The sequence below is a fragment of the Flavilitoribacter nigricans DSM 23189 = NBRC 102662 genome (genome assembly GCF_002646595.1).
Taxonomy (GTDB): domain Bacteria; phylum Bacteroidota; class Bacteroidia; order Chitinophagales; family Saprospiraceae; genus Flavilitoribacter; species Flavilitoribacter nigricans.
This window is the reverse complement of the sequence record NZ_PDUD01000017.1, coordinates 439,230-461,216: the sequence shown is the minus strand read 5'-3', so window position 1 is coordinate 461,216 and position 21,987 is coordinate 439,230. Positions and strand designations below refer to the sequence as shown.

General features: G+C 52.8%; 14 protein-coding genes. 8 read left to right on the top strand and 6 right to left on the bottom strand.

Going from position 1 to position 21,987, the window contains the following annotated elements:
* Positions 1–43 precede the first annotated feature (43 nt).
* Genes CRP01_RS10960 through CRP01_RS10945 form a run of 4 tightly spaced genes read left to right on the top strand, consistent with a single transcriptional unit; the run spans position 44 to position 4,668 of the window.
* Positions 44–655, top strand: a complete 612-nt coding sequence (locus CRP01_RS10960; protein ID WP_099150063.1) for a DUF2291 family protein — start codon at positions 44–46, stop codon at positions 653–655.
* Positions 655–2,148 carry a sugar ABC transporter ATP-binding protein gene (locus tag CRP01_RS10955; protein ID WP_099150062.1) on the top strand — a complete coding sequence of 498 codons (1,494 nt, stop codon included), beginning with the start codon at positions 655–657 and terminating at the stop codon, positions 2,146–2,148. Before CRP01_RS10960 ends, CRP01_RS10955 begins: the two co-directional genes overlap by 1 nt.
* Positions 2,149–2,200: 52 nt before the next feature.
* Positions 2,201–3,175: an ABC transporter permease gene (locus tag CRP01_RS10950; RefSeq protein WP_099150061.1), complete on the top strand. Its 975-nt coding sequence runs from the start codon at positions 2,201–2,203 to the stop codon at positions 3,173–3,175.
* A complete protein-coding gene (locus CRP01_RS10945) occupies positions 3,172–4,668 on the top strand; it encodes an FGGY family carbohydrate kinase (RefSeq protein ID WP_099150060.1) in 1,497 nt (498 codons plus the stop codon). Before CRP01_RS10950 ends, CRP01_RS10945 begins: the two co-directional genes overlap by 4 nt.
* Before the next feature lie 53 nt (positions 4,669–4,721).
* Here CRP01_RS10945 and CRP01_RS10940 read toward each other — a convergent pair whose 3' ends face one another.
* The 6 genes from CRP01_RS10940 to CRP01_RS10915 all read right to left on the bottom strand — a co-directional run bounded on the left by CRP01_RS10940 (position 4,722) and on the right by CRP01_RS10915 (position 13,484).
* Complete coding sequence (locus CRP01_RS10940; protein WP_099150059.1) at positions 4,722–5,324, bottom strand: hypothetical protein; 603 nt, start codon at positions 5,322–5,324, stop codon at positions 4,722–4,724.
* A 58-nt stretch (positions 5,325–5,382) separates the two neighbouring features.
* Positions 5,383–6,126 carry a DoxX family protein gene (locus tag CRP01_RS10935; RefSeq protein WP_099150058.1) on the bottom strand — a complete coding sequence of 248 codons (744 nt, stop codon included), beginning with the start codon at positions 6,124–6,126 and terminating at the stop codon, positions 5,383–5,385.
* A 108-nt stretch (positions 6,127–6,234) separates the two neighbouring features.
* Entirely contained in the window at positions 6,235–7,422 is a 1,188-nt protein-coding gene (locus CRP01_RS10930) for an alpha-hydroxy acid oxidase (protein ID WP_099150057.1), read from the bottom strand.
* 560 nt (positions 7,423–7,982) lie between these two features.
* Positions 7,983–8,804, bottom strand: a complete 822-nt coding sequence (locus CRP01_RS10925; protein ID WP_099150056.1) for a M23 family metallopeptidase — start codon at positions 8,802–8,804, stop codon at positions 7,983–7,985.
* Between the two features lie 50 nt (positions 8,805–8,854).
* Positions 8,855–9,526: a hypothetical protein gene (locus CRP01_RS10920; RefSeq protein WP_099150055.1), complete on the bottom strand. Its 672-nt coding sequence runs from the start codon at positions 9,524–9,526 to the stop codon at positions 8,855–8,857.
* 4 nt (positions 9,527–9,530) lie between these two features.
* Positions 9,531–13,484, bottom strand: a complete 3,954-nt coding sequence (locus tag CRP01_RS10915; protein WP_222845701.1) for a hybrid sensor histidine kinase/response regulator transcription factor — start codon at positions 13,482–13,484, stop codon at positions 9,531–9,533.
* 637 nt (positions 13,485–14,121) lie between these two features.
* Here CRP01_RS10915 and CRP01_RS10910 point away from each other — a divergent pair.
* From CRP01_RS10910 to CRP01_RS10895, 4 genes are all read left to right on the top strand, one after another.
* Positions 14,122–17,268, top strand: coding sequence for a SusC/RagA family TonB-linked outer membrane protein (locus CRP01_RS10910; protein WP_222845700.1), 3,147 nt, complete (start codon positions 14,122–14,124; stop codon positions 17,266–17,268).
* A gap of 126 nt (positions 17,269–17,394) precedes the next feature.
* Positions 17,395–19,284, top strand: a complete 1,890-nt coding sequence (locus tag CRP01_RS10905; RefSeq protein ID WP_099150052.1) for a RagB/SusD family nutrient uptake outer membrane protein — start codon at positions 17,395–17,397, stop codon at positions 19,282–19,284.
* A 23-nt stretch (positions 19,285–19,307) separates the two neighbouring features.
* Complete coding sequence (locus tag CRP01_RS10900) at positions 19,308–20,000, top strand: DUF3823 domain-containing protein (RefSeq protein WP_099150051.1); 693 nt, start codon at positions 19,308–19,310, stop codon at positions 19,998–20,000.
* A 436-nt stretch (positions 20,001–20,436) separates the two neighbouring features.
* Positions 20,437–21,486, top strand: coding sequence for a cellulase family glycosylhydrolase (locus CRP01_RS10895; RefSeq protein ID WP_099150050.1), 1,050 nt, complete (start codon positions 20,437–20,439; stop codon positions 21,484–21,486).
* Positions 21,487–21,987 lie beyond the last annotated feature (501 nt).

The window sequence follows — 21,987 nt, the reverse complement described above, 5'->3', positions numbered from 1 at the left end:
ACCCGGCCTACTGGTCTTCGGTCACTTTATAAAAGTCAAAACGATGAAACCTTACCAATACGGCTTATTGTTCCTCGCTTTTTTGCTGCTGGGCTATAACTCGGTTTATTTCGAAAAACTGAGCGATCGCCAGGCCGGAGCGGAAGCGGATTTCGATTATGGGGCCTATGCGGATTCCCTCTATTACCAGGGAATGCTGCAAGAGGTAGCGGCCGTGGAACTCGCCACCCTGTTGGCCGATATCCGGAATGATGCGGATGCTGCTTTTAAAAATTACGGCAACCGCCTGGGCATCGGTAATTCGGCTTACTTCATGGTCAAAGGGAGCGGCGTGATCACCGGGATCACGGAAGATGCGATCCGCCTGCAGGCCGCCGGAGTGGGCGATGTGGGGATCAATACGAGGTACATTTTCGGCAATGCCCTGCGCGATGCCTCCGGACTGGTAAAACTGACCGACTTCAAGACCAATGCCGAATTTAACCGGGTTTCCGAAGCCCTGAATGCTCTGGTGCGAACGAAGGTAATGCCGCCCTTAATCGATGCCCTAGAGACCGGTGACAGTATCGCGGTGGTTGGTGCCGTAAAACTGAGTAAAAAAGCGCTGGACGATCCGGCCCTAATGATCACTCCCGCTCAAATAATACCGCAATAATGCTACTAGAAGCCAGGAATATTTCCAAATCATTCCCGGGCGTCAAGGCTCTGGATGATGTTAGTCTGCAGTTTTATCCCGGTCAGGTCAACGTAATTCTCGGAGAGAATGGAGCCGGTAAATCCACCCTGCTGAAGATCCTCACCGGTGTATACCCACAGTACGAGGGCAGTATACTGCTGGATGGCAAGGTGCTGCGTTTCGGGAGTGTCCGGGAGGCACAACGGGCGGGTATAGCCATTATTCACCAGGAACTGAACCTGATCCCCCAATTGACGGTGAGTGAGAACCTGTTTCTGGGTCGGGAGTTGCACCGGGAGCTGGGATTGCTGGATTCCACTGAGATGAACCGGCAGACGCAGGCCGTTCTGGAAAAACTGCAACTGGATATCGCTCCCCAGACACCCGTGCGCCGGCTCAAAGTAGGGGAGCAGCAACTGGTGGAAATTGCCCGGGCCCTGCTCACCGACGCTGAGGTGATCCTGATGGACGAGCCGACCTCGGCGCTGAGCGATACGGAGATCGACAACCTGCACCGCATTATCCGGGATCTGAAAGCGGACGGAAAAACCATCGTCTACATTTCCCATAAGATGGACGAATTATTCCGCATCGCTGATCATTATACCGTGCTGCGGGACGGCGTTATGGTCGGTACCGGAAAAATGGAGGATACCACCGAAGCGGAACTGATCCGGCTGATGGTAGGGCGCGAACTTAAGATCGAAGCCAAAACGCTGGTCACTCAAAGTGACGAAGTAGTGATGCGGGTAAAGGACCTGGATCTGGACCACCCCTACGTCCGGCAGCGCAAGGTCCTGGAGAACATTTCTTTCAATCTGAAACGAGGAGAGATACTGGGTATTTTCGGCTTGATGGGGGCCGGCCGCACGGAGCTGCTGGAAACCCTTTTTGGCCTGCATCCCGGACGCAGTCGGTATCGCCTGGAGATAGAGGGCACGGCCCGTCAGTTTAAGTCGCCCCAGGAGGCCATCCGGCAAGGCTTGGCCTTTGTGACGGAAGACCGCAAGGCCGAAGGTTTGATCCTCGGAATGGATATTGCTGCCAACATCAGCCTGCCGACCCTATCGGAAACCCCCATGCTGCAACCGCAACGGGAAAAAGAGCTGGCCCGGTCTTACGTGGACCAACTGGCCATCAAAACCCCTTCCGAGCGTCAGTTGTGCCGCAACCTGAGTGGGGGCAATCAGCAGAAGGTGGTACTGGCCAAATGGCTTTCCACCCGGCCGAAGATACTGTTCATGGATGAACCCACCCGGGGCATCGATATTAAAGCCAAGCATGAACTATATGAATTAATGAAACAACTGGTTGCCGACGGCCTGAGTATCCTGCTGGTATCCTCCGAGATCCCGGAAATACTTACGCTTTCTGACCGGATACTGGTAATGGCGGAAGGTCGGATCACGGGCGACTTTTCGGTCACCGAAGCGGATGAAGACCATTTGCTCAAGGCCGCCCTTCCGGGATAGGAAGTTCGTAATCGCCGAAACCCCACTCCGTCACCATAACCTTAAACAAACGATGAACCTTACCTTCAACAATCAACTACTCAGAAAATCGCAATCGCTGATTGCTCTGTTTCTGCTGTGCCTGCTCATTGCCCTGCTGTCGGATAAATTCCTGACGACCTCCAATCTATGGAACGTGCTCCGGCAAATTTCGGTAAACGTCTGTATCGCGGTGGGTATGACCCTGGTGGTGCTCATGGCGGGCATCGATCTTTCGGTCGGATCCGTTCTGGCCTTTTCCGGGGCGATCTGCGCCGGACTGATCAAATTTGGTTTCGCCTTTGAATCGCTGGACCTATTCGTTGGATTTACGGTACTCGGCGGTATCCTGGGCGCGATGCTGGTGGGCCTGCTGCTGGGGCTATTCAACGGCTGGGTGATCACCCGTTTTGTCGTACCGCCCTTCGTGGCCACGCTGGCCATGCTGACCATCGCCCGCGGGCTGACGATGCTGTATACCAAGGGTATTCCGATCTCCAATCTGGGCCCCGGCCTGGAATTTATCGGATCCGGCTGGTTGCTGGGCATCCCGGTACCGGTATGGATCTCGCTGATCGTGGTGTTGGTATTTGTGTTCATTAGTCGCAAGACTGCCTTCGGCCGCTATATCTACGCCATCGGTGGCAACGAAAAGGCCGCCTTCCTGTCCGGGATCAATATCAACCGGATCAAGCTGGCGGTTTACGGACTGGCCGGCATGCTGGCGGCGATCGGCGGGGTACTGGTGACGGCCCGCCTCAATTCCGCCCAGCCCAATGCGGGGATGACCTACGAACTGGATGCCATCGCGGCGGTCGTTATCGGCGGGACTTCCCTGTCGGGCGGTGTCGGTTCCGTAACGGGAACCGTGATCGGAGCGGCGATCATCGGTGTGCTGAATAACGGCCTGGTCCTACTGAATGTATCTCCATTCTGGCAACAGGTGGCCAAAGGCGTCGTCATCCTGCTGGCGGTGATCATTGATAAAATGAATCGGAAGGAAGCATGAACCGGAAGCAATACCTACTCGCTATAGATCAGGGTACCAGCAGTACCAAAACCATACTCTTCGACGACGCCGGTGAGGCGGAGGCCAGGGGATCTGCGGCCCTGCATACGGAGGCTTTCCCCAATGGTTTTGTCGAGCAGGACCCGGAAGGCATCTACCGGAACGTACTGGAATCCGTACGGCAGTGCCTGGAAGTATTTATGCAAAAAGGGCACACCCTGGCCGAAATCGCCGCCTGTGGGATCAGTAACCAACGGGAAACCTTTATGCTCTGGGATGAGCAGGGGAGGGCGGTGAGCCCGGCCGTGGTCTGGGCCTGCAAACGATCCACCGGCATTTGCGATGAATTAAAAGCGGCGGGGCAGGAAGCAATGATCCGGCAAAAGACGGGCCTGATCATCGACCCCTATTTTTCGGCTACCAAATTGTTGTGGCTGTTGCGAAACGATGCGGATCTGCAGCGGCGGGTCGATGCGGGTGAGATCTACTTCGGGACCGTCGACTGTTGGCTATTATTCAAACTAACGGAAGGCCGGCAATTTCGTACGGACCATACCAACGCCCACCGTACCTTGCTGTTCAATATTCACACCCTGGACTGGGACCGGGATATACTGGACCGCTGGGGCCTGAGCAAGCTGCGTTTACCGGAGGTGCAGCCGTCCGCTTTTGCTTTCGGCCACAGTAATTTTGCCGGACTATTTCCGGAAGCTTTACCCATAACCGCGATGATCGGAGATTCCCACGCCGCCGCTTTCGGAGAAGGTTGCTTTGCACCGGGAACCGGTAAGGTCACACTGGGTACGGGAAGCTCCATCATGATGAATATCGGTGATCAACCGCTGACTTCCGCCAACGGTATGCTGACCACCATTTGCTGGAGTATCTCCGACCGGGTAGATTATGCATTGGAAGGAGCCATCGTGGCCTGCGGTTCCACTCTGGAATGGCTTAAAAATGAATTGCAGCTGTTTGCCGATCCTACCGAAACGGAAGCCATGGCGCAATCCGTTCCGGATAATGCCGGCGTGTATCTGGTGCCGGCCTTCAGCGGACTGGGGGCTCCGCACTGGCAGATGAACCGGCGGGCTTCCATTGTGGGTATGACTTTCGGAACGACGAAAAACCACATCGTCCGGGCCGCGTTGGAAAGTATTCCCTATCAGATCAAAGATGTAATGGAGGCGATGCAGCAGGATATGGGCACTCCCTTGCGGGAGATCGCCGTCAACGGTGGGATCTCCAACAATCAGTTCGTCATCCGCTTTTTAACCGATCTGTTGGAACTGGATCTCAAAAAGAAGAAAAATACTGATGTCTCGGCGCTGGGAGCGGCTTATCTGGCGGGCCTGGAAGCCGGTATCTATTCGGGAATCGATCAACTGGTAGCACTGAACCGGGCGCAGACGGAATTCATTCGGCCCGATCCGGATAACACATTAGTACGGGGTTTTTACCGTGGATGGCAACACGCGCTACAGGCTGGGAATTGAATTCTGTTCCACGGGGCGTAATCTTATAAAAAGTTAAGCAAGTCAAATTGTGCCTATTCAAATTCCACCAGTTTAAGGGTAAAATTTCCTTCGACCTCCAGATCTTCATCGATGAGTTTCATATAGCCCGTTAGTGCGATCACCCGGCCCGTGCTGTAAATCATACTACTAAATGATTCCCCCTCAGCTATTTTCACCTCATCAATCCGGAAGATATCGTTCGAATCTTCTCCATAGTCGGAATAATAGACCTCGGGTTTTTCAAACACCCGAACCCGCAGCAGGGGCCTGGCTTCGGCCGATTGGAGTATTTCCTGCCCATCCAGCTGTCGGATGGTCTCAAAATCCGGCTTACCGTCGAAATGGAAATAGAACTCCAGGCCCCGGGAGGAGGGCACCGGATTACCAAATCTGCTTCTCGTCGCATAGTCCCCGCCACTTCCTTCCAGAATTACACTAGGGTCATCAAAAATTAATGCTTCTCCATTGAGCGTACCTTCAAAGGCAAAGACAATGGGTTCTGCCGTCTCTTTCGTACAGGCAGCTTGGAAAAGGACAAGACTGAACAGTGATAGCCAAAAGAAGGTGAACTTTATTCCCGTACCGGGAAGTAAACTGGCAGGTTTGGACCATTGGGAAACCCATTTTCTAGACATACAGAGGAGCTTTACGTTGAGCAATAGGTTGAGAACGAGCGTTTATGTTTCGGACTTGTTACTGGTTCGGGGGCCGATCTTCACCCGCAGCGCGGTAGGTTTCCAGGCATTGATCCAGTGACTGTCCGTTTTCGTGAATGCAATCGCAAAATTCAAAACAGGCCTGGGAATTGTTGCTGTCCCGGCACTGGGTCCTACATTCTGCTAACGTGTTGCGGGGTTTTATGTTGTAGAGGTTGAAAATGATAACAGCTACGGTGAAGACGGTTGCCGCCACTCCCGCGAAGAAACGGAACGGGAATTTATTACTCCTCACCTTGGGCGGAACGATCGTTGCGGGTACGGCCGGTTTATAGAATGGCAAAATGAATTTCAACTTGTCGTAATCCCAGGCCAGAAGATACAAATTGGCCAGCACCATCAGCGGCGAAGTAAGCATGGAACCGTCAAAGCGTACCGAATAGGTCAGGATGAAAATATTCAGAATGATAGGGAAATACAGCAGCGCCCCCAGCGTAGCGGTGCGGGGGATCAGTAGCAAAATCGCCGCCGTCATCTGCGCTACTCCAATGAACGTATAGTAATACCCGGTATGGAACAGCGCCTCCAGATAATGTCCCATCGGATGATTGTTGGAAAGCGACGTGAACCGTTCTCCCGCGATCTTCACAAATCCGGATGGCAAAAAACCGGCCGCCAGGGCCACGCGATTAAAGACGGTAAAATACCGAAGCCAGCGATTCCCCTTGATGCGGGCGTGGTATCGGTCGAGTTTGGTGGAAAGGTTTGTGTTTGGTGGCATGGTGGTTGGTTTTGGGAGGGGGGAGAGAGGTGCGAGGTGTCAGGGGCGAGGTGTCAGGTTTCAGGAGAGAGGTGTCAGGTGTCAGAAGTGCTGTCCTGCCCCTGACCCCTAAAACCCTGACCCCTGACCCCTCTCGCCTGACCCCTCTCGCCCAATCAAATGCTTCCGCAGATCCCGGGGCGTTTCGCAGCACACCTGTTCCATGACCTGTTGCAACTGTACTTTGAGCATATTGATGGTATGTTGGCCTCCCTCACGGCCGAGCGCACCCACGCCGTACATGAACGAGCGGCCGAGGAAAGTAAAGTCGGCGCCGCTGGCCATGACGTTGGCAATATCGGGACCCGAACGGATACCGCTGTCCATCATGACAGGTAGTTGATCGCCGAATTTTTTGGCGATGGCGGTCAGGGGGGTGATAGCGGCTTCGCCTGCGTCCAGTTGCCGGCCACCGTGGTTGGACACAATAATGCCGTCCAGTCCCCATTCGATGGCCTTGCGGGCATCTTCCTCGCTGGCCACACCTTTGATCACCAGTTTACCTTTCCAGCGGTCCCGCAGGGCTTTGACCCGGTCGGCATTGAGGCGGCCGGAGAAGGTCTTATTCATGAACAGGCCCAGGTGGCGTAGACTCATTCCTTTGGGAATATAGGGTTTCAGCGTTTTGAATTCGGGCGTACCGGCCAGCAGGGTGCGGATGGCCCAGCTTGGTCTTCCGGCGATCTGCAGCATATTGCGGAGGGTCATTTTGGGGGGTATGGCCAGTCCGTTCTTGATCTCTTTGGAGCGGTAGCCGAAAGTAGGTACGTCCGACAGGATCACCAGTACATTGTAGCCGGCGGCTTCGAGCCGTTGGAGCAGATCGTCGCGCAGTTCTTCTTCGACCGGATGGTAGAGCTGAAACCAGGCCTGCCCTTCGGTGATCTCACTGATCTTTTCCAGGCTGGCCGTTGCAACGGTGCTCAGGATGAAGGGAATATTGCTTTCGAAGGCGGCACGGGCCAGTATTTCGGAAGCCTCGGGCCAGATCAGTCCCTGCAGCCCGATCGGAGAGATACCGAAAGGCGCCGAGTAGCGGTGACCGAAGAGTTCGGTTTCCAGGGAGATACCGCCGTAATCCCGCAAATAATAAGGTTTGAGCTGTACTTCCCGGATAACTTCGGTGTTGCGCCGCAGGTTGATCTCCGCGTTGCAGCCGCCGTCCACGTATTCAAAGGCAAAACGGGGGATCCGTTTCCGGGCTCTGGCCCGAAGGTCCGGAATGCTTGGGTACTTCGGATTGTAGGCTAATGACATGATGTTCAGTTATGCTCGGTGTGTTCCCGGGAACAGGACCCGGCGAAGTGATCCGCAGCGATGGCTGGCGGATTATTGGTAATGGGCCCAAAATACATGCTTTGCATTTTCTGGCCAACCTTTAACCGGATAATATGCCGGACACCAACGGGAAGCATTATGTACAACGGAAAGCCAGCTGGGCGTAGAGAATTGCCCGGAAAAAGAATGATCCGCCGTCATTTCGATCACATTTATACGCGTTAAAAAATAAGGTACGGACGACGGATCTTCTCAAAAATGGATTAGTACTACAACTTAGTTGATCAAACTGCAAGCCGGATGACTAGTCCGGCTAACTCATAAAACCTTTCAAAACATGCATCTTTTTAACAAATCGTAGTTTTACTATTATTAGGACAAGCGAAACTTTTTATAGTTTTAGGAAGAGGAACATTTCATGAAAATTTCTTTGTCGAAACCAGCAGATAGGAGAAATGGCCCATTTAAGGAGGATAAATGGAATGAAGCGATGGCGCTATGCATAGGAGATCCCGGGAGCGTTACAAAGTGTCCGCAGGCTAGTGGTTGCGTTTGTATCTTTTTCCCTGTTTAAGTGCTTTGCCTTCATAGCCGGTAAAGTAGACCGGAATAGCCTGATCCCTTTCCTTCCTGACTACAAAATGCAGATGCGGACCATTGGTGTAACCGGTCAGTCCCGAAAATCCGATCTTTTCCCCGGCCGCTATCTGCTGTCCTTCGGCTACCAGACTACCCTGGAATTGGAGGTGCACGTAGCTGGCAATGGTCCCGTCATCGTGCAGCACGACGATCCGGTTGGCGGCATTACGCAGTTCGGGGCCACCCTGTTTGGTAAACCAGTCCACTACCTTGACTACCAGCCCGGGCCGGGCCGCGAACACCGGTTCTCCCACATTTAGCTGAAAATCTATGGCGTATCGGGACTGCTCACTATGGTGGGAAGTCTTCCCGTTGAATCCCTGACTGACTTCGTATTTCTTTCCCTTGCGAAAGGGGAAGAGGTAGGGATAATTCAGATCCGCTTTGATCAGATCCGGATGGCCGAAGTAATATCCAATCTGCAGACTGTCCCTGATCTTTGCCCGAACGGCTTCCAGCTCCGGGCCCGTCATTTCCAGCACCATTATCTGTTCAAAAGAAGGTAGTAAAACGGAGCGGACTTCCGCCTGGGAGGATCGATCCGTCAGGAGGACCTCGATCGGCGCGTGGGATCGGCTTACCGCCCACAGCTTGTGGGAAGTGCCTTCCGACTGCCATTCGAAATCCAGGTCGTCTTGGTAGGAAAGCGGTTCATCGGGCGCTTTCTGGGCGTTTAATACCCAACAGGATATAAAGAAAAATGCGGTCAATACGCCTTTCATGTTGAAGGTGAATTTTGGAAGGAATTCATCTGGTGATTGGTAATACACGGCTATTCATTTAAAAAACTTCGCACGTTTAGACTGTCCAACGCGATGAATTGGTCACATATTTTAAGGAAATCGGCGGTACCCTCAGTTACCTGGGGGGAATTTCGGTGTACGACGTGATAGTTCTTATCGGTGCAGTTCTTATCGTGTCGGTAACCTTCGATCATCCAGCCGGAACCATCCAGATAACCGTCGTCGGCCGCAATATCCGTAGTCATTGTCCAGAAGCAGCTTTGCTCAATGGCGCTGGAGATCGATTCCCATTGGTCCTTCGACAACCTGGTCGACACCCAACTGACCAGTGAGTCTGCTCTGTAACTCACGGTAGTGGAAACCGCGTATGTTTTTATCTGCAATTGGTAATTCCGGGAAGACCGGTCTATTCTATAGATCTTTAAAAAGTCCGCCAGCAGGACCACCACCGAAAACCGATAAGATTCCACTTTGCGCTCGGTGAGCAAAGGTTCGTGAAAGCGTTTCCAATAATCCCCAAATCCGGAATCCGGCGACAGGCTCCGTGAATAGATCACCCGCTCGTTTTTCATAAGCTGTTCTGCATCCGGATCGCAATGACAGGGCTCGGCCCCGCAGCCGGCAGTAAAAACGATCAGACCGCTCAGGAATAAGCAGATAATCTTCCTAATTGCAGGAACCTCTTTTGCGAACCGCTTCATCCGATCAGGATTTCACGTATTCCGAAGGAGTCATATTGAACTGTTTCTGGAAATTCCGGCCGAAGCTGGTCTGGGAATTATAGCCGACCATTTCGGCAATCTCGTAGATCTTGTAATCACCCTTCTTCAATAGTTCCGCGGCCTTTTTCAGCCGGGCGATGTTGATCAGTTCATTCGGGCTCAGGTCGGACATTTCCTTGATCTTCCGGTATAGGGTAGACCGGCTCATGTGCATGATCTCCGCCAGGGTCTCTACGTTCAGTTCTGGGTCGGAGATGTGTTCGCTCATGGTTTCGTCCAGTTTCCGAATAAAGTTTTCGTCGACTTCGGTATGCGCAATGCTGCGAATATGCGCCAGCGGTGAACTGGAAAAGTGTTCCAGAATATACCGTCGGTTGGCCAGCAGATTGGCGATCTGCGCTTTCAGGTGCTCCATCGAGAACGGTTTTTCGATGTAGGCATCCGCGCCCGAAGCCAGTCCTTCGATCTTGGACTGCAGGGCGCTTTTGGCCGTGAGCAGAATGACCGGGATATGGCTGGACTCCAGGCTGGTCTTGATATGTTTACACAGCGCAAAGCCGTCCATACCCGACATCATGATGTCGCTCACCACCAACTGTATTTTTTCCTGCTGCAGGAACTCCCGGGCGGCCTCCGCACTGGTGGCTTTGAATACCTGATAGTCTTCCACCAGGTCCTTGGCGATGAAATCCAGCAGATCCTCGTTGTCTTCTACCAGCAGGATCGCGGGCTGGTTGGCCGATTCCGCAAGTTCCAGGGCCTGTCGTTCCACCACTTTTTCCGTTTCCGCCTCTTTGGACAGATAGAGGGGGAATTCCCGCTCCTGCCGCAGCGGCAGGCGGAGCACGAAAGTATTCAGGTGACTGGAACTGGTGTCCAGCCGGAGGCTGCCGTGGTGCAATTCCGTAAGCGAATGAGCCAGTGACAGGCCGATACCGGTACCGGTTTGTTTCTGGTTTTCCGAGCCCGGTACCCGGTAGAAGGGTTCGAATATCTTACCGGCGAGATGGGCGGGGATCAGCGGACCGTCGTTCCGGACCTGCAATTCAAAAAAGTCCTCGTTTTTCTCCAGGGAAATGCCCACGCTGTTCTCCGCGTATTTGATGGCGTTACTGATCAGGTTACTCAGTATCTTTTTGATCGCTTCGGCGTCGACGAATGCGTAGATGTCTTTCTCGGGTTGGGAGATCTCAAGGTCCAGCTTTTTATCCTTCACCGAGGGGCTGAAGCGGGTAGAGGTATTGCGCACGAGGTCCGAAATATTGAGCTTTACGAACGACAGATTGATATCCTCCAGTTCGGTTTTCCGGAAGTCGAGGAGCTGATTGACCAGATCCAGCAGGCGGGAGGTATTTTTGTCCATGATGGACAGGTTTTCTCCCAGTTCGGATTTGAGGTCCGCCTTTTTCAGCATCTTTTCCAGCGGACTTTTGATGAGGGTCAGCGGGGTGCGGATCTCGTGGGAGACATTCGTAAAGAATTCGATCTTGGCCTGGAATACTTCTTTCTCCTTTTTGATGCCCAGTTCCCGCAGCAGTTCCTTGTTCCGGGATTTTATTCGCTGGTGGTAAAAGCGCAGTCCCAGATAAAAGAGGAAACCAATAAGTCCGATATACAGACCGTAGGCCAGGTTGCTTTTCCAGAACGTAGGAAGGACCTTGATCTGCAGGGCCGAGGCCTCCTCGCTCCAAATCCCGCTGTTGTTGACTGATTTTACCTTGAAATTATAGTCCCCCGCCGGCAACTCAGTGAAGAAAACCTTGTGGTTTTTTTCCAGCGGCACCCATTCCTCATTGAGCCCGCCTAGCTGGTACCAGTACTCGGTCATTTCCGGCGTGGTATAGCTCAGGGCCGAGAAATCCAGACTGAAGGAAGATTCCCGGGGTTTCAGTTCGATTTTTTCGGTAAAGGTGACGGATTTGGCAAGCGGCGATCCCCCGGAATTAATGGGCACGGGCCGGTTATTGATCTGGATACCGGTGATGTAGATCGGCGGCTTGTAGCTGTTCACCACGAAATCGCGGGGATCAAAACTGATCAGTCCGTTCACACTACCGAAATACATCCGGCCGGTCCGGTCCTTATGCGCGGAGCAGTAGTTGAACTGGTTGGTCAGCAGGCCGTTTGCCTGGGTATAGATCTTTTTATCCCCACTTTCCGGATCGTAGACTACCAGTCCATTGGCCGTACTGATCCACAGCTGGTGCTCATCATCTTCGATAAAAGCGTAAAATACATTGCTGGGAAAGCCGTCCTCCATGGTGAATTTCCGGAACGTCCCCTTGGCCTTGTCGTAGAGGTTCAGTCCGTGTTCGGTGGAAACCCAGAGGTTCTTGCTGCTATCCTCAAAAATGCCGTTGATCTGGTTGTGACTAATGCATTCGCCATCTTCTCCGTCCTGCAGGAAACTACCTTTTTCGCCCGTTTTCGGATCGTAGTAATAGAGCCCGTCCCAGTAAGATCCGGCCCAGATCTTTCCCGCATCGTCTTCGATCAGGCAGGTGTAGGCCATATTCTGGGGAAAAGCATCGACGAGCAGGAACTTATCCTGCACCGGATCGTAGGTTTGAATGCCTCTGGTGGTGACCACGTACATCTCCCCCGACCGGGTCTGATAAAGGTGATATACAAAATTACTCAGCAGCTCACTTTCATCATCTACATTGTAATGCCCCACTACGCGACCGGTAGGGATATCCAGGATGTCGAGGCCATGCTCGAACATGCCGACCCATAATTTATCTCCCACCGGCAGCACCGCATGAATGTTGAAATGAGACAGGGTGCCGCCGCGGTCAACTGAGGTGTAGTGCGTAAATACCTCCCTATCGGGATCATATTTGTTGAGCCCACCGTCTTCGGTCCCGATCCAGATGCTGCCGTATTGATCGGAATGGATCTCCCGCACGGCATTACCACTGATGGAGTTTTCCGACACATTGGGAAAGAATTTCCGGAAGGGGGTATAGGGTTTGGGATAGTAATTGACCCCGCCGAAATAAGATCCCGCCCACACTCCGCCTTCCTGATCCAGGGCTAGGGTATAAATGGCGTTGTCGGACAGGGCGTAGGGATCATTGTAGTTCTTCCGGGGATTGGTGTAGGATTGATCCTGCAAATTATAGATATGGAGCCCGGATTCCGAGGCAATCCAGAGCTCGTCGCCCCGCCGCGTGATATCCCGTACGTAGACGGGGTCCTGCGTCGGCAGAAAATCCCAGGTGCGGGCGTTTTCCAGGTCGTAGGCAATTACTCCGTGGTTGCGGGTGCCGAGAAGGATGGTGGTTGGGTCGAGGGAAAAGGATCGATTGATGCGGAAGGGACGCTCGGCGCTACTCTTTACCTCAAGGTCCAATTCCTGAAAAGAATCATCGGCTTTTTGGTAGAGGTACAGGGCATCGGAGGAGGTGATGAGTAAGCGGCCATCCTGGAGCAGGGTGATATCCACATACTCCATATTATTCGGTGTAGGAAATTTGTGGATCGCTCCGGATTCGGTGTGGTAGCGGTGAAGTTGATTGGCCGCGATGAACCAGAGATTTCCCTCACCGTCATTTTCAATGTCCGCGAGGGCCAGGCCTTCCGTGGGTCGCAGCAGCTCAAAGTTTTCGAGTTCTTCGTCGTATTTGAACAGACCGTTGTCGGTGCCCACCCACATAGGCCCGTACTCGTGCAGACACTGGACGTAACTGCCGAGTAAACTCCGGGGATCGCTGGGATCCTTTTGGAACAATTTAAAGGTGTACCCATCGAAGCGATTGAGGCCGTTTTTTGTGCCAAACCACATAAAGCCCTTGGAATCCTGCAAGGAGCTCATAACGGTATTGTGGGAGAGCCCGTCCTCTACTTTAAAATGCCTGAAGTAATACTTTTGCCCCCATGAAAGAACCGGCCAGAAAATTAATGCCGCCCAGATGTAGATAGTGACCTTTTTCAACCCCATCAAGTTTGAATGAATTTTACGCAATTGCAGGAATACAATTCATCTCATCGTCCTGCAACCTGTTTCACGAATGCACATTACTTATTTGAAAGAGCAAAGTTGAATAAATTGTACGTGATACTGAAACAAATTGTATATGCATATTAAAGTAAAAAGTGGCACATTGTCGAAGTTATAAAATTTTGTTTTGATGAGCAGACTTTTGGTTCTGTTTAAATGTATAAGCGGGACCGGACGCTTCGCCATTGCCCCCCGGCGGAAACCATGAAAACCGGTCATCGGAGCGGACGGACAGGAATGGGAATGACCGATCCGGTCCTTCCCGCTGATCAAAACGTCTCAAAATTCTACAATATGTCTCAAAAGCGTCCCTATGGGGTGTTTTAGCGAGAATTTGAACGATTCTGGTGTTAGAATGAGACAAAATAAAAAACGGCCTACCTGTCAAAAATCTTTTATTTGTATGGAATTACACGATAATCCCACCTAATCATTTTGAAACCATAGCCAGGGTCCTTTCGGACCGATTTTAATTCTAACCAACTGTTCCAACTAAATATGCCGGACCGGGGTAGCGAGATGCTCCCGGTCGGAATGGACCTCGTATCGCTATATTCATAAATGTAAAACAATGAAACAACAGCCAATGCAACTTAGGCAGATAGTGCTATCTGTCATCTTGCTGTGCACCTGTCTCTTTCAGGGGTTAGCGCAAGATCAAATTACCATTACAGGAACGGTAACTTCAACAGACGGCAGTGAAACCTTACCGGGGGTATCGGTTATCATCAAGAATACCACCGAGGGGACCGCTACCGATTTTGATGGGACCTATTCCGTGCAAGCACCGGCCGACGCCACCTTAGTCTTTAGCTTTATCGGTTATCAGAGTATGGAAGTGCCGGTCAACGGACGAACGGTACTTGACGTCGAGCTGGTGTACGATGTCTCGACGCTCGAAGAAGTAGTGGTGACCGGTTATACCACCCAGGAGGCCCGGTCGATCACCGGTGCCATTTCTTCGGTGAACAGTGATGACCTGGAAAATGTGCACGCCGGGGCCTCGGTCAGTTCCGGGCTCGCGGGTAAATTGCCGGGGGTCACCTTTAAAATGCCGGACGGACGACCGGGGGCTACGGCCAACGTTCAGATCCGGAACCTGGGGAACCCACTCTTCATCATTGACGGTATTCAGCAGGATGCCGGCCAGTTCAACAACCTCGCTCCGGGAGATATCGAAAGTATCTCCGTACTGAAGGATGCTTCCGCCGCCATCTACGGGGTACGGGCGGCAAACGGTGTAGTGGTGGTCACTACCAAACGGGGCCGGAAGAACACCAAGAACGTGGTGAACGTGAACGCTTACTACGGTGGGCAGAACTGGTCGCGCTTCCCGGAAGTGGTCAACGACTCCTACGAGTACATGAGCCGGAAGGCCGAAGCCGAACTGAACGAGTTCGGAGAAACTCAGATCACCCAGGAAGAACTGGAGAAGTACCGCTTGGGAACCGAGACGGGGTATCGTTCTTTCAACTGGAAAAATTTCATCATCAAGAACAACGCGCCGTTGTACAGCGTCAACCTGAGTACAACGGGTGGATCGGAGAACACCAATTACTACATTTCGGCTACACACCTGAAGCAGGAAGCCGTATTGGGCCCCGAATTCAACTTCGAACGGACCAACATCCAGAGTAACCTGGATGCCGACATTACCCGTCGGTTGAAAGTGGGTGTGCAGATCAACGGCCGCATCGAGACCACCGATAATCCGGGGATTCCCGGGGCGGATGATTATTGGCTGCCGCGTTTCGCCATTCTGCGGAACCGTCCCTTCGAACGGCCCTACGCCAACGACAATCCCGAGTACCTGAACGATATCGGTCACAACGAAACCAACTGGGCGCTGCACAACAAGAAGATCGGCGGTTATTCCACCAATACCTGGCGGGTGCTGCAATCCAACTTTAGTGGAGAATACGAGTTCGGCGGGATCGCCGAAGGGCTCTCCATCCGCGGGATGTACTCCTACTATCTGGCCGACCAGGTCCTGAACGGTCACGAATACACCTACGAAGCCTACACCTACGATGAAGATACGGATACCTACAATGTGACCGGCGGTAGTACCAACCCCTGGCGGGAACGCAGAAACCGCAAGATCCAGAAAAATGTCTACCAGGGACAAATGCAGTACAAAAAAGCCTTCGGTGAAGGTCACCGCGTGGAGGGCCTCTTCCTCGTAGAACGGCAGGAGGAGCGCGATCAGAACCAATGGATGCGCTCCGTACCGGAAACCAATGTGCTGCCGCTGATCTACTACGCCAATGTGGTCGACTTCAACGATCTGGATAACCAAATTGCCCGTATCGGTTACATCGGTAAGTTCAATTACAATTATCGCTACAAATACTTCCTGGAACTCTCCGGCCGGCAGGATGCTTCCTGGAAATTTGCTCCCGATAAACGCAAAGGTTTCTTCCCCTCTTTCTCCGTGGGTTGGAGACTGAACGAGGAAGAGTGGTTCCGGAATATAGGTGGCGCCAATCCGCTGTTTGCCGAATTCAAACTTAGAGCTTCCTACGGTATTCTCGGGGATGACAATATCGGCATCGGCGCCTACGATTATCTGCCCGGTTACAACTACAACGTAGGTACCGCCATTCTGGACGGACAGCCCGTGGTGGCGGCCCGTGATAAAGGTCAGATCGTGGATAATATTACCTGGTTTAAAAGTAAGATCACCGATATCGGTGCCGATTTCGTACTGTTCGACGGTAAACTTTCCGGTTCGGCCGACTGGTTTTACCGGGAGCGTACCGGCCTCCGCGGATTCAAATACGACATCCTGATCCCGAGCGAACTCGGATACAGCCTGCCCGATGAGAACGTGAACAGCGATGCCCAGTCCGGATTTGAAGGCTCTCTGAGCTATACCGGCAACATCGGTGCTCTGAACCTGACGATCTCCGGTAACGGATCCTACTCCCGGGGTAAGTTCATCGAATCGTACAAACCGAGATTTGAGAACTCCTGGCACGAATACCGGGCTTCCAGTGAGGGCCGGTACAACGACATCCGCTGGGGATACAATGTACTCGGGCAGTTCACTTCCCAGGAACAGATCAACAATTACACGGTGGATATCGACGGACAGGGTAACCGGACCCTGCTTCCGGGCGACCTGATCTACGAAGATCTTAACGGCGACGGGCGGATCAACGGCTTCGACGAAATGCCGATCGGTTACGCTTTCGGGCGCCAGCCTTCGGTCAACTACGGGCTGAGTATCCGCATGGGTTACCGCGGCTTTGATTTTACCGCTGAATTTTCCGGCGGCTCGGGTTACTCCTGGGCCCAGGAATGGGAAACCCGCTGGGCATTCCAGAACCAGGGCGCGCTGAACACCATTTTCCTGGACAGCTGGCGCCGGGAAGATCCCCGCAATCCCAACAGTAGCTGGTTACCGGGTAAATATCCGGCCCTGCGTTACAACAGTGCTTATCACAGCAATTACCGTTTTGGTCAGGCTTCAACTTTCTGGATGCACAATGTCACCTACTTGCGGGCGCGGACCATCGAGTTGGGGTATTCGTTGCCGGAAAATCTGTTGCGTAAGCTGGGATTACAGAAAGCGCGCTTCTACATCAACGGTTACAACCTATTCTCCATTGATAACCTCGCCAAGTTCGGCATCGATCCGGAAGTGAACGATACGAATGGCCTGCAGTATCCGCAGAATAAGTTCGTGAATGTGGGGATCAACCTATCCATATAAGCTTTAGTGAGTGAGTCATGTATACCAACTTCGATGAGGCGTTGCCGGACCGGTTCCGGGTGGTCTCATCGGAAGTTGCTTTACCAGGGGACTCACCCGCTTCAGGTTCTATAAAATACAGTCAAAATGAAAAAGCATTTATTTTCCATATCCTTTATCCTTTTATTCATCACATCGTGTACCAAGGATGATGCCTTGTTCCTGGACCGGCCGCCCAGTTCGATACTGACCCAGGAGCAGGTCTTTTCCGATCCGAGTGTGGCCCTGTCGGTACTGGCCGACCTCTACAACCGCTACGAAGATTTCGCGAGGCTGGACGACTGGGCAACCGTAGCCCGCTTCAATATCGCATTCTGGTCCGAAGCCGGTCGCTATCCGGAATTTCAGAACGGCGGCTGGGGTTTCGGTGCCTGGGGCATCTGGGACTACGGTTATATCCGGGAGATCAACCTCTTCCTGGAACGTTGCGAAGCGGCAACCGAACTGACGGACGCGGTGAAATCCCGCTTTTTGGCCGAAGCCCGTTTTCTGAGAGCGTCTTACTATTTTGAACTGGTGAAGCGCATGGGCGGTGTTCCGCTGATCCTGGAAGCCCAGGAATACGATTTCAGCGGAGACGCGTCTTACCTGCAACAGCCGCGGGAAACCGAAGCGGCTATTTATGATTTCGTGATCAGTGAGGCCGAGGCCATCAAGGATTTGCTGCCGGCCGATGCCGGATCCAAATCCAGAGCGACCAAAGGGGCGGCGCTGGCCATGGAATCCCGGGCGGCGCTCTACGCAGCTTCTATCGCCAAATACGGCCAGAACACGCCGCAGGTCTCCCTGCCGGGTAACGAAGTGGGGATCCCTGCTTCCAGAGCCGACGAATACTACACGACCGCTTTGAATGCGGCCCAATCCATCATCAACGGTGATGCCGGCGCTTACGGCCTGTACAACAAGAAGCCGGATCTTTCCGAGAACTTCGAGGCGCTGTTCTACGATAAGGCCAACAATCCGGAGGCCATTTTTGTGGAAGACTACCAGGTAGGTGGTGGAAAGGTACACTACTTCACCGGCTGGAACCAGCCCCGTTTCGGCGCGGAAGAGGAAGAAGGCGGCCGGATCAATCCGAGTCTGCAATTCGTCCAGTCTTTCGAACTGCTGGACGGTACCTACGCGCCGCTGCCCAATCAGGAAGGCGGTAGTCCGATCTACTACGACAACATCGACGATATTTTCGAGGGCAGAGATGCCCGCCTGGCGGCAACAGTTATTTTGCCGGGTTCCAGCTTCAAATCAAAACCCGTGGACATCTGGGCGGGCGTCGTTCTCGAAGACGGCTCCATTGTAACCGGTGATTCCCGGGGGCAGGAGAAAACATTACCGGGAGCCTCCCAGCAGGTGCAGGTAGTAGGTTTTGACGGCCCGATCGACGGCTTGGAATTTACGGCCCAGAGCGGATTTTACATTCGTAAATACCAGGACCCCACCGTGGGATCCGGTCGCCGGGGTACCCAGAGTGACGTGTGGTTCATCCGCTACCGCTACGCCGAAGTATTGCTGAACGCGGCGGAAGCTGCCTTCGAACTCGGACAGGCCGATCTGGCGGCGGACTACCTGAATCAGGTGCGGGCGAGAGCCGGCATCACTACGGCCCTGACCGGAGCGGATGTGGATTTCGACCGGATCTACCATGAGCGTTACGTAGAACTGGCCTTCGAAGGGCTGCATTTCTTCGATCTGAAGCGCTGGAGACTGGCCCATATCATTCTGGACGGCAATCCGATCAGCGAATCTGAGGTCACCCAGGATATCGGTGTGGCCACTAAACGGGAGACCCAGCCCTACAGCATCTGGCCCTACAAGTACCACAACCCGGGAGATCCCAACGACGGTAAGTGGTTGTACAAGATCCTGCGACTCTCCCGGGTTACCGGAGCGGATCGCTTCCAACTGGGGAATTATTACTCGGAGATCAGCCAGAATGTGCTCAACAACAATCCCCGTCTGGTGAGAAACCCGAATCAGTAATCAAATCATAAACAGAAAAGGCTATGAAAGCTCAGATATATATATTGCTCTTCGGCGCTTTGCTCCTGGCCAGCGCCTGTGAACTCGATAATTTTCAGGAACCGGATGCCTTCTTTACGGGCCATATCGTTTACCAGGGCGAACCCATTCCGGTGGCCCGCAACCAGGTGTGGTTCGAACTCTGGCAGCCGGGTTTCGGCCTGTCCGCACCGATCGATGTAGCGATCGCTCAGGACGGAAGCTACAGCAGCCGTTTGTTTTCCGGACAGTACCAACTGGCCTTTCTGCCGGGTGAGGGGCCGTTCCGGGCACCGACAGACACCATTTTCCTGGACCTGAACGGAGATGAGATCATGGAACTGGAAGTGACGCCTTATTACATGATCCGGACGCCGCAGTTCTCCCATTCGGGAGGCACGGTCAGTGCCAGTTGTTCACTGGATCAGATCATTACCGGTGATGAAGCCCGAGAGGTAGAGCGGGTCACCCTGATCATCAACCGGACGCAGTTTGTGGATGCCAACAGCGGAGGCGAAGGCAGCCTGGCTCAGTCCAATGCCGCCGATATTTCCGACCTGAGCCGCATTTCACTGTCAGTCGATATCCCCGAGGATGCTAAAAAACCGGATCAGGGCTATTACTTTGCCCGGATCGGCGTAAAGATCGCCGGGGTGGAAGACATGATCTACACGCAGGTGGAAAAGGTAAGCTTGTAATTACAGAAGTCTTTGGACTACTGGTTCCGGCGGAGTATCCGCCGGGGCAGAATAGTTTATGGATTACTCCGGTGACCGGTCTGCTTCCCAGCGTGGGAGTGGGCGTCCCGGAGTGTAGGACCGGGGCATTCAGTTGCTAAATTATTCCATTTTAAAATGGCAATTTCAATAGCAATGTCAATTTAAATAACTCAAGAAGCTGGATTTTCCCTTGCTATTTAATTGCGGTTGGAAAAGACCTTTGGCAATTTTTTAGAACTGAATAGCCCTGCCGAAAACAGGGGGCTCCTGTAATTCACCCGTGTCCAGCCGGTCTTAGCGGCCGGTTGGCCGGGGAACCCCATCTGCAGGATTCCGACTGCTGCCGGCAGCGGAAGTTTTTATTGAAGTACATTAATAAAAAAAGAAACTTGTGAAAAATACATTATTCCTCTCCATGATCTTCGTGTTGTTTGCTGTACAGTGGTCTGTGGCCCAGGAAGATCTGTTGCAAAAGAATAAGTGGTCTATTGAGAAAGCACACGCCTGGTATGCGGAACACGACTGGATGACCGGTGCCAATTTTAATCCAAGCACGGCTATCAACCAACTGGAAATGTGGCAGGAAGCCACTTTTGATCCGACTACGATCGATCGCGAACTGGGCTACGCCGAAGGCATCGGTTTCAATACCATGCGGGTGTACCTGCACAGTCTCGCCTACAAAGCGGATCCGGAAGGATTCAAAAAACGCATGGATACTTATCTGGAAATTGCCGACAAGCACGGGATCAAAACCATGTTCGTCTTTTTCGACGATGTATGGGGAAAAACGCCGAAAATAGGCAAACAGCCGGAACCGGTAACCGGCACCCACAATTCCGGTTGGGTGCAGGATCCCGGTGATCCGGCATCAAAACAAAACGAAAACTTTCCCGCGCTGGAGACCTACGTCAAGGACGTGCTGAACACTTTCAAAGATGACGAGCGCGTCCTGATGTGGGATCTCTACAACGAACCGGGCAACACCGGCAAACTCACCAGCTCCATGCCTTTGCTGAAAAGCATCTTTATCTGGGCCAGAGAGGTCAATCCGAGTCAGCCGATCTCGGCCGGTATCTGGGCCTGGGATTTCCAGGAACTGAATGCATTTCAGGCACTGAATTCCGACATCATCACCTACCACAACTACAGTGATGAAAAACACCATCAGCACATCATCAACCTGCTGAGAACGCACGGCCGGCCCATGATCTGTACCGAATACATGGCCCGTACCAACAACAGCCGCTTCTCCAACATCCTGCCCCTGCTCAAACGGGAGAATATCGGGGCCATCAACTGGGGACTGGTTGCGGGAAGATCCAATACCAAATACGCCTGGAATACGCCCATTGAGGATGGCGGAGAACCGATCGAATGGTTTCACGAGGTCTTCCGGAAAGACGGTACGCCTTACCGTCAGGATGAAGCGGATCTGATCAAAAAATTGAACGAGCAGGAATAAGAGACTGTTTGAAAACTTCTGCTGCCGGAGAAAAACCCGGATTTTGGCGTCAATTGAAAGCTATTTTTCACTGCATAGCCCAGCTACGGAGTTAAAAATAGGTGCAAAGTGGTGGCAAAAGCCGCGTTTTGTAACCCAGTGAGAGGTTTTCAAATAGTCTCTAAGTAATTACCGATTGGGAAATCACGGAAGGGCCGGCGGAAGGTGGTGAAAACCGGCCGGCCCGCATTACTGGACAATGCTTTCCATCTATAGCACCGGGACATCGGAGTAGGTAAGATCAACCGTACTGCGGGTCCCGGATCTATATACATCAAGGTGGAAATGGACCCGGAAGTGATGCAAGGCCAGGAGAGTAAAGAAATGATGAACCTGCAATAATTTTCGCTTCATAAATCCATACCTCGCCCGGGGGAATTCGTTGGATCTCCCCCGGGTATTTTTTCCGAACGGAGGAACATCGGCGATGCCGGTTACCTAACCGATGTCCCAAACTGAATC